We start from the raw sequence: 15,213 nt of genomic DNA, 5'->3' as shown, positions 1-15,213 counted from the left end.
TTAAAACCTATAGCCCGGACGGGAGTCCGGGCTATAGGTGAAACGGTGGAGATGGGGGTGTGTGATTTCAGGACATCGTTTGCACCTGTGGCGGGACATCGTTGACAGGTGATAGTTGACTGCTGTGGCGGGACATCGTTGACAGGTGATAGTTGACTGCTGTGGCGGGACATCGTTGACGGTCTCGGCATGTCGCGGACACAGACGACACTTAGCCTGATGGGCTGGGCCATGTCGAAGAACAAGGTCATCGTCCTGGCTGTACTCGAGGGCAGAATGTCCAAATCAGAGGCTGCCCGCCGGTACGGAGTCAGCCGGCAATGGGTCCACGAACTCCTCCGGCGCCATGCCCAGGCGGGTGAAGCCGGCCTGGGCATCCCGCTCCAGACGTCCGGGCACGAGCCCCGCACCACCCCGGCGCCAGTCAGGGACAGGATCCTGGCACTGCGACTCGAACTCACCCGAAAAGGATTGGACGCCGGCGCTGAGACCATCGCCTCCCACCTTCGGCCCTGGGCATCACGCAGAAGAACGGCCACCCCGGGCACCCGCAAACCCAGGGCAAAATCGAACGCTTCCATCAGAACCTGAAGAAATGACTGCACGGACACCCCGACACACGCTGGAAGATCTCAACGAACAGCTGGACAAGTTCCGGCAGATCTACAACCCACGAACGCCCCCACCGGGCTCTGAACCGGCGCACCCCTGCCGAGGGCTACACGGCAACGCCCAAAGCAGCCCCACCACCGCCCAAGGCGAACACTGGCGCGTGCGCACCGACCGCGTCGACACCGACGGCAAGGTCACGCTCCGCCACGCAGGACGGCTCTGCCATCTGGGTATCGGACGAGCCCACAAACACAAACGCATCATCCTGCTCGCCCATGGAAACGAGATAACCGCCGTCGAGCACGGCACCGGCGAAATCCTCGCCGAATTCACCATCTACCCCGCCCGAGGCTGCCAACCGAAAAAACAAAACACCCCGGTCCGAAGACCGGGGTGTCAATGATGTCCCGACACATCCGTAAAGGATGTCCCGCTACATCACACGGTGGAATCAACTGTCAGAAACGCGGTGTCTTCCAGTACTGTGTCTTCCTCATCTGCAGACCGGTGGGTAGCCCAGTGTCTTCCTTCTACCGGCCGTGTTGAGTAAGGTTCCGCCATGGTTGCCTCTCCAGTCCGGCGAAGTCCGATCGTGGTCGCTTAGCCAGCAATGTCACTGCACGGATCTGCTCTTTGGCTGCTCCGTTTTTGAGTCCGTTTGGAAGTGACCTCGACGGTACCGGATCGGAGGGGGGATACAGGTCCATAGCCCGAAGTTCGACAGAACGTTTACCCAACAAACGACTCACGAACGACTCGAATCGGAAACGTGTCGTCGTACGCCAGGTAGCTATATAGATTCTCCGGTCGGATCACCAGCATGCCACGGTCTGTGTGCCTTGCAGGAGCGATGCCACGTGAATACATGTCCGAGGGATCGGCCCCACGCCTGAGGAGCAGCAGGGCCACCTGCCAGTAGTCGCCGCCGTCGCTGCCGAACGCCACACTCATCCCCGCGGCCTGCGCGAGCGCGGAGTTGCCGCCGGGTCGATGAATATGCGGGTTTGCTCCTGCCCGTAGAAGCAGCTCGACGTTGCGCATCTGACCTTTGCTCGCGGCATAGAAGAGGGCTGAGTCCCCATCAGTGTCAACGGCGTTAACGTCTCCGCTCTGCGCAAGCATGACGGAAACTTCGTCGTCTAGGCCGGCCGCAGCGCACTGCATGAGGGGTGTACGTCCATTTCGGAAGTCGAAGAATGTCTGACGCAGCTCGCTGGAGCCGAGGCTTGCTAGCTCCAGGGTTGCCCAGCGCTGCATGCGCGACTCGGTGAAGTGTGGCAGGGGGATTCGCTGTGGCACGGGACCGTGGATGGTCTCCATGTTCCCGTAATTTTCAAGAACACCTTCACTCGGGAATCCGCCCCAGGCACACACCGTCCCGCTTGATGTAAGTGCATAGGCCTCGGCGCTGTTGGTGACGAGCGCGACGACGTCGGTGAGACCGGTCACCGGGACGGGGTGGTCACGGTCGATTGTCGTTCCGTCTCCGATCTGCCCGAAGTTGTTGCATCCCCAGCCGTAGACGCGTCCGTCGCGGTCGAGAGCATGCCAGGTGCCATCATTGCTAATCGAGTTGCTTCCGTGGACGATGGCGACAATGTCTGTCAGATCAGGGACTTGCTTCACTGCGAGGTCTTCGCCCCACCTCCAGACGTGCCCATCGCCATCGATCGCCGTTTCGCCGTCGCCCAAGGATCGGATTTTCGGGAGATCGATCAACTCAGTCGGAATGCTCCGCGCGACCTTGTCTCCGTCAAACGAGTACCCGTAACCCCAGACCAGGACAGCACCCCCCGTCGTCAGAGCAACGACCTGGTCTCGCTGCTCCGAGCACCGCACCTCTCTGACATCGCTCAAGTGCGGAACCAAAGCGGGCACACTGCGATTTGCCTCCGACCCGTCACCCAAACACCCACCGTATTTAGATCCCCAGGACCAAACCTCTCCCCGCGCGCCAATTGCGAAGTGGGTGCTACCGGTCGAAGCCAGCGAGACGATTCCGTCGAGGCCGTTGATGTGCAGCGGCGACTCTTCGTTTCGCCCATCTTCACCGATCTCATCGAAGTAGTCCTCACCCCAGGCGTAAACATCGCCATGCTCGGTGAGTGCGAGCATCCCGTCCCGCGAGCCAGCGATCTGAACGACTTTGCCTGGAATCACCAGGCAACGCGCAGGGAGGCGCACGGGTTCGTACACGTCGTTCTGCGACTCGCTGACGAGGCCAGTACGCGACTCCCAACTGATAACGCTTCCTTCGACGTCGAGTCCGTAACCCCCTTCGCTCCGAGGGACAGCCTGGGCGAACCTCTTGAGCGCCGTGGAGAATCCGATTACGCGCAGGTGCTTGAAGCCCGGGAGTTGCGGGGTCGCGGTGATCGCGGCTCTCAAGGGCAGTTCGGAATCCTTTTGAGACTGCGCCGACGCAGTCTCAACCCGGCGGACGTGGCTGTTGGCAGTCCCCGCCGGAAGGCTGGCAGGTTGGTCGGGGCGAGAGCGAGGTAAGTCCGACGGGTCGCCCGTAGGAATCGAGTGGTTCCTAGCGTTGGAGTGGACGGACAGCAGCGCCTCTCGGAGTCCGGTGCGCCCTGCCACAAGGAACTCCTCGACAGTCCCATCCGCCAGTGTCAGGGTCCAGCGCGAGCCCGTCACCGCACCTCCCGTGCCGCCAACGAAGGACCTGACTTTCGAGAGCATGAGGCGCAGCTCATATCGACGCTGGAAGATGCCGTGCGCACGGAAAACCAGTTCCGACTGAGGTCCTTCCTGAAGCCAGAGGTGTCCGCCCATCGCGATCCCGTTCTTGAAGTGGTTCGCGCGGGTCCTGTAGCTGAGCGTTTGGTTGATACCGGTCATAAGGCAACGTTATCGGGCTCTTCACAGATGAGGGTGTAGTCGGGGTGTGAGAGCGGTCGGCGCGTCGGTGGCCGGATAACGATCGAGGTCTTCCGATGATGGAAGTTCTCACACTGCCCATCCGGAAGACCTCGACGTGCCTAACGCTACCTTCGTTTGCCCTGACCTGACCACGTTCGCCCGTCTCGACGGGCTGGGCCTCGAAGTCGTTGGACAGCGCCTTGAGCCTGACCGGACAGTGCTGGCCTGCCGGGTCGTGGAGCCGGACCGGTGGTGCCGGCGGTGCGGGTGCGAGGGATCACCGCGAGACACGCTTTCGCCGGATCCTGCACAGCAACGGGCTGATCACCCCGGAACCGAAGAAGCGCCCGAAAGCCTCGCTGCACCGCTTCGAAGCGCACCAGCCCAACGAAACCTGGCAATCCGACTTCACCCACTGGGCCCTGGCCGACGGCACCGACACCGAGATCCTGAACTTCCTCGATGACCACTCCCGCTACCTGCTCGCCTGCACCGCCTACCGGCCCGTCACCGTCACCGCGGTCGTGGCCACGTTCCTGGCCTGCGCCGCCGAGTACGGGCTACCTGCCTCGACACTGACGGACAACGGCATGGTCTACACCACCCGCCTGGCCGGCGGCAGAGGCGGACGGAACGCCTTCGAACACCAGCTCCACGCCCTGGGCATCACCCAGAAGAACGGCGCCCCGAACCACCCCCAGACCCAAGGCAAAATCGAACGGTTCCACCAGACCCTCAAACGCTGGCTGATCGGACAGGCCCGCGCCCATACCATCGAGGACCTCAACGAACAGCTGGACAAGTTCCGGCAGATCTACAACCACGAACGCCCCCACCGCGCCCTGGACCGGCGCACCCCAGCCGGCGCCTACAGCTCAACACCCAAAGCCGCCCCCCGCAGGAGCCAGACAAGGAGACCACTGGCGACAGCGCATCGACCGCGTGGACCGGTTCGGCAAACTCACCCTCCGCCACGCAGGCCGGCTCCGCCACATCGGCATCGGCCGGGCCCACGCCGGCAAACACGTCCTGATGCTCATCCACGACACCGACGTCACTATCAGCGATACCGCCACCGGCGAGATCATCCGGCAACTCACCATCGACCCCACCCGGGACTACCAACCCAGACAAAGAAAAACACCCCGGTCTTAAGACCGGGGTGTTACCGATGACTCGACTCATCCGTGAAGGATGTCTCGACTCACCACAGAGGTGGAATCAACTGTCAGAACGGCCGTGTCTTCCTCGGCAGCGTCTCCCATTACGCGCAACATGCACGGGTCAAGTGTCCTCCCTAATACGGGGATTAACTATCATGCGAGCTGCCTGCCAAACAGGATCCGTCTCATGAAGCATGCATCCTTGAGGAAACACCCCGACCGGGCGGCGGTTGCATTCACGTCAAGCCATGATTTGGCGACCGGAGCAGTGAGGCCAGCCAGGGCAAGGTAGCAGGCACAGCTCTTTGCAGAGAGAATGAAACCCAAGTCGGGGACACATCTCGGGCCGTTTAAAACCTCTTGGAAGGAGCCTGGTGGATCCGCTGACACCACTAAATCGTCAAGACCCATGCTGGTGTGGATCGGGAAAGACCTACCGCCTTTGCCATCGGAGACTGCATAGTCCGCGCTCACAGCCAGGCGACCCGGTACCGGAAGATGAGGGCGATTCCGTCTGGCTGAGCCCGACCACCCGTATGGCCCGCTCCGTATTGCCACGGATGATGCCCGCCGGCGGTATGCCAATTATGGCACCAACTACGGAACCCGGCCCTAGAGCAGTCCGATACAGCGAGCTTGAACGCCTGGCCGCCCACACCCGGCAAGAAGGTTCAGCTAAGAGTCCGGAAGCTCTGGGCAAACTCCGGGTGGAAGTCCTCAAGGAGCTTGCGACCTGCCCGGATAATGAATCTTCCATCTCAGACGCCCACTTGGATAGTGTCCTCAATCTGGCCATACTAACGCTGCAAACCGCCAGTAGCCTCACCGAAAAGCATAAAGACAGAACACTTCTATGGAACGAGGAACTGGAAGCCGATGTTTTCCTCAGCCGCACACTTCTGCTGGCGGACCATGTCCTTATTCCCGACAACCTCCTCAAAGCTGTGTCAACTGGCCCCACCAACCGCTCCCTGAGAGAGGCTGCGCTAAAGCACCTCAAGCACAAGAATCTATTGGCGGCGGGCGTCGTGATTCCGATACCCGACGGCGTCAGCCGTGCGGTCCAGGGACGTAGTGTCCACGAGCGCACAGCGCAGGACCTCCAAAGGGCAGAGATCGTTGAGTTCATTCGCAGCCAACTCGTATTGGAGGGGCCCACAGCTCGGGAAGTCATCTTCGGCTCCGTGAAGGACGACCTGGAAGTGTATCCCCAGATGTGGTTTCACGCCCGTATCGACCGCCAAAGCGTGGATAAAGCGAATGGACAATTCACCTCCAGACTGCTGCAGCGTTACGAAGCCGACTATGACTACACGGCGTGGATAAACAAGGTCCAAAACGATGCCATTTCCTACTATGTGCAGCGCACCAACGAACGTCTGGTGTCCGCCGATGTCTTCGGCGCTCAGTACGTCTCCGCCTCCCCTTTCGAGGCTCGACTGTTGCAACGCCGCGCCGCACCCCTCGCACCCCACCCAGCGCAGGCGGCTATCTGGGCGGACATCCCGATGCTGAGTGATCTCTCCAGCACCGGGCTGGCGTCCCTGCTGCGGCATGAGGAGCCCATCCAGGACCTCCGGAAACGCATCCGAAGAGCGCTCATGACAGCCCAGGACACCAGCCAGGAAGTCGATGCGGTCACGCAAGTCGCACAAGAGATCGAGGACGCCTCCCAGTTGCTGACTAAGCGCATCAAAACAAACCGTCTCTTGTCCGGAATCATCCCCGCGACCGGCTCCGCGATCGGCATGGGCATAGCCAGCACTGGAGGGTTGCCAGGGATTTCCGGCGCAGCCGTGGGAGCACTCGCCACCATGGCTCCATACCTCGCTACCCGCATCGAGTCACGTCGGGAAGCCTCCTACCTCCACGTAGCAGCCAAACGGGTCCGACAGCGGGAATCCAAACGACAACAGCGCAGATCCAAACGATAGGAAGTGGGCCATCCTTAACCGGACGTTCGTAGGCCGGACTCCCAATAGTGCGGCGCATGCCTAGTGCGGGTTTGAGCAGTTTGTCGGCGCACGCTCGAAACGGGGTTCTTCGCGGGCTCCTTCATACGGCTCACGCTATCCTAAGCGAGTGCCAAATTTTGTGCCTCTCGGAGGATTCCCGTCACCGTCGCCTTCGAGCAGTCCGGACCCAATCGGTGACTTCTTCGGGAAGCTCGAGTTCACCGACGGCTTTGGAGGTCTGGGTGTTGTAGTTCCCGTGGTGCTGGCCTTCATCGCCTTTCTAGTGTGGTGTGTTCGCGCAGTCCGTAAGCGCAAAGAAGAGCCCGGACTTCTAACAAGCGACTACCGGCTCGTGGGTGGTATGAGCACTCCTTTCACCTACGAAATTTCAGTACATAACGCGACGTCACATCCACTCCGCATGGTCGAAGTCAAGTACTGGGACGGCACCGAGTGGCAATTGAGGCTCGCCCGGTCCTCGCAGACGGGTGACGTGTCTATTCGTCCCGGTGACACTGGGATCGCATCGGTGCCGGCAATGACGACGGACCTATCGGAGTTCGACAACTTCTACTTCCTCCGATACAGAGACTCGCAAAACCGAATATGGAACCGGCGCATCGGCAGCCCGGATTTCCTGTCTGGTGATGAGGTCCGCAAGCTTGAGCGATTTCACGGAACCGTTTGATCTCGAATGGCAGGTTGGCCCAACGTCCCCGTAAGCCGATCCTCCACCGGGCGCCGGGTAGTTTCGTGGAACCACGACCAGATGTCTCGTCGTTCTGGAATCCTCGGATTGCCGCATGACCTGCCCGTAAAACTTCACTAGACACTACATACCAATGAGTCTCTAATCCCCAGGACACGAGGCGAAGAGTCTAGAGACACATCGCCTGAAAGTGGGGCATGGGCTTCAGCTGTCCTGTAAGGGGATTCTTCATCGAAGACCACCTTAGGAGTGCGTTAAAGCAGTCAAGTCCGATACAGATGTGGTCATTCAGGTGCGGCCCGTCGGTTCCACAGCCGCTGGTGGCGACGTTCCATATGCAATCATTCGTGATACCGGGGTGGTAACGGTCCGCTACAGTGTCGGCGATGTGGTCGGCGCGGGATGGGTCGGCGATGACCTGGGCGCGGAAGGCGGTGATGTGCCGGGCGGCTGGCCCGGCGACAGGGGCTGTGTCCGTGATGAGTGCCGCGACCTGTGTACGGAGAATGCCCTTGCGGGTAGCGTCCAAATGCTTGACTGCCTGCTGTTGGCCGTCGCTGAAGTACCCGCTGGTCATGCGCCAGGCTGAGTGGCCCAATTGGATGCCCAGGCCGAGTTCGGCTCCGGGCTTGGTTGTGGAGTAGACCGCGAAGGAACGGCGCAGCGTGTCCGCGTTGATGCTCTCGGAACCCGTCGTGTTGATCGGACGGACACCTAGGCCCGCACCCCGTCCAGGCCGTGTCTGCGGATCGTCGTTGACGAAGGCGATGAGGCGGGGAAGGTCCCGGTCGCCGTCGTAAGAGCCCGCGTTCGTGGCACTGCGCGCGAACAGATAGGCGGGGTGGGGACTGACTTCGGTGAGCACCTCGCAGGCGCGGATCACAGGCTGCGGTGCCCACCAGGCACGTGCCTCCCCTTCCAGGCTGTCGTTGCCCTTGTGCTCGATGCTTGCCAGTGCCGGCAACCCATCCCGCCTAGTTATGGAGTCGCATTGCAGCTCTTGTATCTCACCGTCCCGCATCCCGGTGAGAGACGCGATGATGACGTAGCACGCAGCGCGAAGCACGCTGGCGAAGTACTCGGTCTCCCCGAGACCGATCTCGGCAACCCACGGGGAGCGGGTGCCGTCCTCGTGAGTGACGAGGACCGAGGGCTCGACTAGTCCCCCAAAGACTGCGCGGTGCTGGTCCATCGCGGCTGAAGCCAGCAGGTCCTCTGCCTCCTGACGGTAGTTGTGGTTGGCCCTGTTCAGGACGGAGTCGTGTATGCCCAGCACTCTGCATAACAGCGTCTTATTTATCTCGCCGCGCTGGCCGGGGCTTCGGCCGAAGCCGGTGTGAAGCGGCAGTTTTCCACTGTTCGCAGACCAAGCTGCAATAACGTTGAAGGCATTCGTGCCGGCGGGTGTGGAAACCTGCTGCGGCAGATTCCGTCGGGCACGTACGGCAGCGATGACGTCGACCGACCATTTGTCCACAATCGCCCACGATGCGGCCACCAGCGGTGCCCACAGGTCCCAGGCAAGCGGTGCGTTCTCGTTCTCAACCCTTTGACGTTCGCCAGCGCCGGAGACGTCACTGGCGCTCCGCGCGCCCCATGGCCGGAAGGACAAACCCTCAGGCAGAACAGACCGGCAGTCATAGAGCAGTTTAAGTACTACCAGGTAGTTACGGATCGTGGCAGGCGATAGGCCGTGTCCATTCTCGCGGTGCCGTCCGGCCTCGAGATCGACCAGGAAATCGTCACAATCCTGTTGTCGCCAAGCCCGGAATGACAGCAGGGACCGGGCTTTTCCCCACCGAGCGAGGGCGCGGAGGTAAAGGTAGGTGTTGTAAATGGTGCAGGTCGGAGCGGGGTTGGCACGGCGGACGATCCCGGCCTCGATGACGGCTGGGTGGTCGGGTTGGGCAAGTACCATCAAAAGGTCTGGCGCATCGGCGCGATAACCTTCCGGGATTTCGACGAAATCTATCCTGCGCTCTCCTTGGGACGTGCGCTTCACTAGGGGGCCGAAGTCCCAGATGGTCTGGCCGTAGCGGGGTCCGTCCATTTCCAGTGCCCAGACTGGTTCGCCGGGGGTGAAGACGCAGGGGTGCGCGGCAACTACGGGGTCAGGTCTCGTCATCGGTACCCCGCATGTCGTTGCGTGTGCCAAAGTCGAGTGGCACTGACGCGACGCGCTGCCGGGCTGCTTCCACGGCTTCTGGAGGGAATGCGGGCAGGATCATCTGGGTGATGATTTCGTAGATTGGCTTCCAGTGGTCGAGCCAGACCTGGGGGTCGGCGGCGCGGGCCGGGTCGGCAACCTCGGCGATGGCCAGCGCCGCCGGCAGGTGGTGCCGGGTGATGATGGCGTTGCCGCAGCCGAAGCAGGTTCCGGTCATCGATTTGGTGCAGATCTCCCCCGGCGCCTCGAAGGGGCTGTCCTTGGGGTCGCGGCATGCAGCGTGGGGGCCGTCGAGGTCGCCGTGAAGCAGGGAGGTTGCGGTGGCCGCGTCGAGGCCGGGTGCTTCCTGGCCCTCGGTAAGCAGCTGTTCGGCTTCCGGAGTCACCACAGTGGGTCCAGCCAACGCCGCCTCGAACATGGCGTTGGCGCTCTCAAGCAGCAGGCGTCCCGCTTCGGCACGGAGGACCTCACTGTTGGTGTAATGCCTGAAGAAGGTCTCGGCCCCGTGCCGACGTTTGCTGGTCAAGTAGCGGCGCGGGTTGGCCAGGGCCTCCCCTGCGACCACGGGCTTGCGGAACCGACCCCAGACCTGGGGTTCGCTGACCGCCAAGTCCGCGTCATCGATCCATCGGCGAAGCCGAAATGCATCAGAGTTCCAGACCGGCTCGGTGATCCGGCCGTCCGACCACTCCTGCTGCCAGATGGAGGGAAGGCCGCTACTCTCCCGCAGTCCTGCGGTCAGCCGGATAAGCGCCGTCAAAGTCCTATGGGCCGCGTGGTCGTGCCGGGTGTAGACGTCCTGGTAGCTCTCCCGCGCCCGGTTCTTCGTCCAAGTGACAGCATACTGGTCTACAAGATTCCGTTGGGCCAGCCACGCGAGCCTGGCCGGGGGCGTCATGTGGTCGACGGCCCGGTCGTGCTCAGCCGAGGCTGTCGCGATGACGTGGTCCACCTTGAGGGCGCGGATTACCTCCGGCGGCTCTCCGGTTGCCAGACTCAGCAGGACGTGGGCGGCGACCAGCACTCGAGGGGACGGGGCAGGTTCCGGTTCCCCGTCCGCCCAGAGGCGAAGGTGGCCGTAGACAAGTCGATGGGCCTGTGAACGTAGCTGGCGGACCTCGCGGGGCGCGAATGCGGGCAAGCCTTCGTTCCGGTGGTGGCTAAGCCGGGTAGCGCTCTCTAAGCGGCGCGTAACTTCCGCGTGCAATATGTCGGGGGCATCGAGGTGGATGCGGTCGAGCAGGGCGAAGAGGTAAACGGCATGGCGGTAGTAGGTGTCGGTCTTGGCTTCCCGATGCTCCGCAAGTAGATCCATCTCCCACGCGTCGAGGTGCCGACGGCGCAGATCGCAAAGCCCGAATGACGACGTCCCTGCGGCTAAGTAGGGTTGCTGCCCCACATGGGTGAGGAATTTGCGTACCGATGCCAGCAATTCCTTCATTACATTCCCATTCTCGTGGGCTACCTCCAACCACTTGTCAGCAAGCTGTGAAGCAAGCACGGGCAGGAGGAAGTCCGAAGGCGTGATCGACGACATGGCGATGTGCCCGTAGTCGTGCCAGACATAGGTGCGGGAGTCACCGAGGGCTAGGGCAGCTGCCGGGGCCAGGCCGGCGGTGCTTTCCGGGGTGCTGTAGGAACCTCGTGTCATACCTCCTCCTGACCTTCACTGTTCTGTACCTCATCGCTGGGGTCCCCGGCGGTGGTGTGTCCGACAAGTCCGGCGGCCAGCGAACGCAGCGCCCGTGGGACCTCCCCCTGCCAGGTCTCGGCCGCGTAGAGGTATTGGTACGTGGTGGACACGCTGGCATGACCCAGCAGCTCCTTGACTGTCAGCACCGGGTTGGCCAGTAGCAAGTAGGGATCGCCGGCCCGTTCGCGTCCCTCCCGCATCAGCGCGGCCAGCATCGTCACGGCGAAGGTATGGCGGAAGGTGTGGGGTGTGACAGTGAGATGTGCTGGAGGCCGGTTGGGGCCGCCGAGCTCGAACACCCGGTCGCGGGCGTCAGCGAACAGCTCGTTCCAGTACGCCGGCACCGGCGGCAACCCCCGAGCGATGAACAACCCGAGCGGTTCTATGCTGCCGTCATCCAGGATCCGGACGGCGCGGGCGCGGTCCTCGTCGGTCAGGCCCAGCGTGGAGCGGGCGTGGCCGCCGTTGACGACGGCAGGCTGGCCGCGGAGCCGGGTAAATCCGTCAAAGATTAAGAGCCGCCCCTCACGGCGGAAGTTGCGTAGGGATTTCTGGTGGCGCCGGACGAGGGCTGCCCGCTCGGTCTGACGGTAGAGGTCGACGGCCCGGGCGACCTCGGCAGTTACGTAGATAGAGCGGATGACACCCATCTTGCCGGTGCGTTCGAAGACGTGCACCCCGTCTGCGGGCATTCCTGATAGCGGCGGGATCTCATTATCGAGTATGAGCGCGCCCTCCTCCCGGCGGAGGCCGGTAGCCGCCAGCAGCAGCCCGTACACGTAATCCCGTTCCGGGGAGGCGGGAAGAGACTCCGCGTCGGATCCATCGCCCCGCAAACCTGCAGCCAAGAAGTGCGCGGTTTGGGCTGTAGTGAGAAAGCGGGCCTGACGGACCTTCCGTTTCCCGGACATGAGCGTATTCCGGTCCCCCCATTGCGGAAACGGATTGAACCGGACCCAGCCCATAGCAGTGGCATAGCGGAAGAAGGAGGCCAGGCAACCCAGCTCTGTGTCGAGGGTAGTGAACTCGACGGCGCTCTGGCGGCTGTCGCGGTAACCCACGAGATCCTTGCGCGTCGCGTGGATCAAGTCGATCTTCGGTTCCCCGTGTTTCTCCAGCCAGTCCTCCACTGGCTGTCCTGCCAGTTCAGCAAGCTCTTGCGCCCGCCGACGCCGAATGTAACGAAGCAACCGCGAGAGATGGTACACGTGGAAACGCCGAATGTTGCCCAAGTCAAAGGCATTCTGCTCCTGGGCATCGAGCAGGTACTGATTCAGGAAGCGGCAGCCGCTGACGCCGCCGTCGTCATCAACGACGAAGGGGAAGCCGTCCGGCAGTCTTCTGTCGTCAAAAATCTCGCGGGCCCCGGAAACGTCGAAGGCCTGTCCCTGTGGGAGGGGCAGGCCTTCGACACCGAGCACATGCCGGTCAATAACTACGGTTCGCAATGCTGGCCCCCCGCCCGATGGCCCCGGTGATTAGCCGGCGCCTCCTCTCGTGTGGAAGACAGTAGCAGACCGCATGCGATTCAAGGAGTAAGAAGATGCTCCCTAAATCTGTCTGGTGGAGATGGGGGGAATTGAACCCCCGTCCGATGTCGTGTTGTCAGGGCTTCTCCGGGCGCAGTTTGCGTCGGATTTTCTCGGCCCCAGCCGTCCTGCAAACAGGCGGCTGATCCGGGCCCAGTCATCTAAGAGTCCCGTTTGCCCCGATGACGAGGGCAAACAGCAGTGGCTATCTAAATGACGCCAGGATCCGGGGCGATAGCAACCTCGGGCTGACGGACTGTCTTACTGCTTAGGCAGCAAGAGCGAAGTCAGTGCGCTTAGATTCGGCACTTATTGGTTTGCAGACAGCGTTTACGAGATAATTCTGCATCCTCGGCCCGCTTCACCTGTCGCGACTAACATCGTCGAAACCGATCATCCCCGTATTTTGTTACCAAACCGGCAGGACATTCAACTTCCTGCCGGGCTACTCATCATAACGCATCCCCACGGTGAATAATTCCTCACGGATAGCCCTAGCGGCGGTTGCGTTCCCTCATTACCCGGAGCGCTTCACGTTTGTCCTGCTGCTCGCGCAGGGTCTGACGCTTGTCGTAATCCTTCTTACCGCGGGCAATCCCGATCTCAACTTTGGCGCGGCCGTCCAGGAAGTACAGCTGCAGCGGCACGATCGTAAACCCGGACTCCCTGATCTTATGGGAGATCTTGATGAGCTCCTCGCGGTGCAGCAGCAGCTTGCGGCGGCGACGGGCGGCGTGGTTGGTCCAGCTCCCCTGGTTGTACTCGGGGATGTGGATTCCCTCCATCCACAGCTCATCGTTATAGAAGGTGCAGAAACCGTCGACCATGGAGGCGTGGCCTTCCCGCAGGGACTTCACCTCGGTTCCCATCAGGGCAATGCCAGCCTCATAGGTGTCCAGGACATGATAGTCATGCCGGGCCTTCCGGTTGGTGGCCACTACCTTCCGGCCACTTTCTTTCGGCACGGTCAACTCCTCGGATCTTGAAAAATTGGCTGCCTCGGCTGTCCCGCAGCAAGGTCATTCCAGTCTACGGCAGTCGTCCCAAGGCTAGGATGCCGGGACCGTTGCCGTTACAGGAGACGCATGGGGTCAACCGCTTCGCCATTCAGCCATGTCTCAAAGTGCGAGTGGCAGCCGGTCGAGTTACCGGTAGTACCCGAGTATGCGATCAATTGTCCCTGACTGACCCGCTGCCCCACCGAGACCACGACGCTTGAGTTGTGGTAGTAGATGGTTGTCAGTGAGTTGCCCTGGACTACGCCGTGGGAGATCTTGACGTTGTTCCCGCCGCCGTCATCCGCCCAGCCGGCTGAGAACACCGTGCCCGCAGCCGGCGCGTAGACCGGTGTCCCGCAGGCAGCACCGAAGTCGATGCCCGTGTGCATGTACCCTCCGGAGCCGTAGAAGTCCACGGTCCCGGGCGGCGTTGCCCGCCACCCGAATCCTGACGTGATCGGGACGCCGTCGGCGAAAGGGTGGCGTAGGCCAAAGGCCGATGGCGAGCCGGGAGCGGGCGGCACGTAGGGCCGCCGGGCCCGGGCGGCGGCTTCTGCATCACCGCGGGCGCGGGCATCGGCCTCGGCCTGGGCACGGGCCGCCTCGGCGATACGCCGCTGCTCCGCGAGCCAGGCCTCACGCAGCTTCCGGTCGCGCTCTACGATTTCGGCAGCAACTGCTTCCTGTCGCGCCTTGACCGCGGCAAGCTTCCGTTGGATGCCCGGCTTGGCAGCTTCCAGTTGCTTATTCAGGCGCGCGGTGTCCGCAATGAGCTTGTCCACCTTGGCCTTCTTGGCCGCTGCCTCATCGCGGGCGGCTTTCTCTTTCGCCAGCGCCGCGTCAGCCTTGGACTTGAGGTCCTTGATTTCAGCCTCAACCGCTTCCAGGCGGGCCTGCGAATTCACATTGGTGGCGTTCTGCTGGCTCAGCTTATCCATCGCGGAGTTCTGGCTGCGCATGGCCTGGTCCGCCAGGTCGATGGTGTCGGTGAGGCTGCCGGTGTTGTTCGAGCCGAAGAATAGCGTCAGGTTGGAAGGCACGCCTCCGGACTTGTAGGCCTGGGTGGCGATCTGGCCAATCAGCTTCTTGGTGCTGGCTATCTTCTGCTTGTCCGACTCGAGCTGCTGGGTGATTTTCGCCTTGTTCTGCTGGGCAAGGTCGACGCGGGCGGCAAGTGCTTCCACTTCCTTCACCGCACTCGCCACCCGGCCCTGGGCCTCGAGCAGCGCTTGCTGGGCACCCGGGAGCTGGCCACGGAAAATCACAAGGTCCGCTGCCGCCTTCGAAATCTTGGCATCCACGAATTCCAGGGACTGCTGGACACGGGCCGCTTCAGCATTAAGCGCGGCCTGCTGGTCTTCCAGGTCGTCCGCGAAAGTGGCCGGGGCAGATGACGCGAGTCCGGCGGCCAGCACCAGCGCGAGGGCGGCACTGATGATTCTGCGTTGGCGTCCCACAGGGGCGTCCGGCAGGTGTCGGCCGGGCTTCACAATCATATGCATTCCTTCGACAT

General features: G+C 62.2%; 11 protein-coding genes, 1 other RNA gene and 3 pseudogenes. 8 read left to right on the top strand and 7 right to left on the bottom strand.

The window, feature by feature from the left end; genetic code table 11:
* Positions 1–189 precede the first annotated feature (189 nt).
* From J7E80_RS24455 to J7E80_RS23950, 3 genes and pseudogenes are all read left to right on the top strand, one after another.
* Positions 190–315: pseudogene (locus J7E80_RS24455) on the top strand (helix-turn-helix domain-containing protein); the annotation flags it as partial.
* Between the two features lie 197 nt (positions 316–512).
* Positions 513–599 (top strand): integrase core domain-containing protein, encoded by an 87-nt coding sequence (locus tag J7E80_RS23955; RefSeq protein WP_251037060.1) that lies wholly within the window; start codon positions 513–515, stop codon positions 597–599.
* The gene (locus J7E80_RS23950; protein ID WP_251037019.1) at positions 596–1,015 is read left to right on the top strand and encodes a hypothetical protein; all 420 of its coding nucleotides are present in this window, start codon (positions 596–598) and stop codon (positions 1,013–1,015) included. Before J7E80_RS23955 ends, J7E80_RS23950 begins: the two co-directional genes overlap by 4 nt.
* 326 nt (positions 1,016–1,341) lie before the next feature.
* On the opposite strand, the gene J7E80_RS17735 is transcribed toward J7E80_RS23950, so the two are convergent.
* The gene (locus J7E80_RS17735) at positions 1,342–3,465 is read right to left on the bottom strand and encodes an ankyrin repeat domain-containing protein (protein WP_215053540.1); all 2,124 of its coding nucleotides are present in this window, start codon (positions 3,463–3,465) and stop codon (positions 1,342–1,344) included.
* A gap of 136 nt (positions 3,466–3,601) precedes the next feature.
* Here J7E80_RS17735 and J7E80_RS17730 point away from each other — a divergent pair.
* The 5 genes and pseudogenes from J7E80_RS17730 to J7E80_RS17715 all read left to right on the top strand — a co-directional run.
* Positions 3,602–3,781 (top strand): annotated as a pseudogene (locus J7E80_RS17730) (ISL3 family transposase); the annotation flags it as partial.
* Positions 3,693–4,661, top strand: a complete 969-nt coding sequence (locus J7E80_RS17725) for an integrase core domain-containing protein (RefSeq protein WP_311380875.1) — start codon at positions 3,693–3,695, stop codon at positions 4,659–4,661. The pseudogene J7E80_RS17730 and the gene J7E80_RS17725, both read left to right, overlap by 89 nt.
* 362 nt (positions 4,662–5,023) lie before the next feature.
* Positions 5,024–5,101 (top strand): annotated as a pseudogene (locus J7E80_RS24695) (SEC-C metal-binding domain-containing protein); the annotation flags it as partial.
* A 255-nt stretch (positions 5,102–5,356) separates the two neighbouring features.
* Positions 5,357–6,583, top strand: coding sequence for a hypothetical protein (locus J7E80_RS17720; RefSeq protein WP_251037018.1), 1,227 nt, complete (start codon positions 5,357–5,359; stop codon positions 6,581–6,583).
* Between the two features lie 148 nt (positions 6,584–6,731).
* Positions 6,732–7,292: a hypothetical protein gene (locus tag J7E80_RS17715; protein ID WP_215053538.1), complete on the top strand. Its 561-nt coding sequence runs from the start codon at positions 6,732–6,734 to the stop codon at positions 7,290–7,292.
* A gap of 190 nt (positions 7,293–7,482) precedes the next feature.
* On the opposite strand, the gene J7E80_RS17710 is transcribed toward J7E80_RS17715, so the two are convergent.
* The 6 genes from J7E80_RS17710 to J7E80_RS17685 form a co-directional block, all read right to left on the bottom strand.
* Positions 7,483–9,438 (bottom strand): hypothetical protein, encoded by a 1,956-nt coding sequence (locus J7E80_RS17710; RefSeq protein ID WP_215053537.1) that lies wholly within the window; start codon positions 9,436–9,438, stop codon positions 7,483–7,485.
* Entirely contained in the window at positions 9,425–11,131 is a 1,707-nt protein-coding gene (locus J7E80_RS17705) for a hypothetical protein (protein WP_215053536.1), read from the bottom strand. The genes J7E80_RS17710 and J7E80_RS17705 overlap by 14 nt, the downstream gene beginning before the upstream one ends.
* Positions 11,128–12,621, bottom strand: a complete 1,494-nt coding sequence (locus tag J7E80_RS17700; protein ID WP_215053535.1) for a hypothetical protein — start codon at positions 12,619–12,621, stop codon at positions 11,128–11,130. The genes J7E80_RS17705 and J7E80_RS17700 overlap by 4 nt, the downstream gene beginning before the upstream one ends.
* A 113-nt stretch (positions 12,622–12,734) precedes the next feature.
* Positions 12,735–13,103, bottom strand: a transfer-messenger RNA (tmRNA) gene (gene ssrA, locus J7E80_RS17695).
* Between the two features lie 93 nt (positions 13,104–13,196).
* A complete protein-coding gene (gene smpB, locus J7E80_RS17690) occupies positions 13,197–13,667 on the bottom strand; it encodes an SsrA-binding protein SmpB (protein ID WP_104136293.1) in 471 nt (156 codons plus the stop codon).
* 107 nt (positions 13,668–13,774) lie between these two features.
* The gene (locus J7E80_RS17685; RefSeq protein WP_215053534.1) at positions 13,775–15,196 is read right to left on the bottom strand and encodes a M23 family metallopeptidase; all 1,422 of its coding nucleotides are present in this window, start codon (positions 15,194–15,196) and stop codon (positions 13,775–13,777) included.
* Between the last annotated feature and the right edge of the window lie 17 nt (positions 15,197–15,213).

It is taken from the genome of Arthrobacter sp. ISL-28 (genome assembly GCF_018613875.1).
Classification (GTDB): domain Bacteria; phylum Actinomycetota; class Actinomycetes; order Actinomycetales; family Micrococcaceae; genus Arthrobacter.
Note: the sequence above shows the minus strand (reverse complement) of the source record. Positions and strands in the feature narration are given on the sequence as shown.

Bases quoted from the DNA above. Each gene is read 5' to 3' on its own strand.
- J7E80_RS23950 (WP_251037019.1), top strand. From the start codon at position 596: ATGACTGCACGGACACCCCGACACACGCTGGAAGATCTCAACGAACAG.
- J7E80_RS17735 (WP_215053540.1), bottom strand. From the start codon at position 3,465: ATGACCGGTATCAACCAAACGCTCAGCTACAGGACCCGCGCGAACCAC.
- J7E80_RS17710 (WP_215053537.1), bottom strand. From the start codon at position 9,438: ATGACGAGACCTGACCCCGTAGTTGCCGCGCACCCCTGCGTCTTCACC.
- J7E80_RS17705 (WP_215053536.1), bottom strand. From the start codon at position 11,131: ATGACACGAGGTTCCTACAGCACCCCGGAAAGCACCGCCGGCCTGGCC.
- J7E80_RS17685 (WP_215053534.1), bottom strand. From the start codon at position 15,196: ATGATTGTGAAGCCCGGCCGACACCTGCCGGACGCCCCTGTGGGACGC.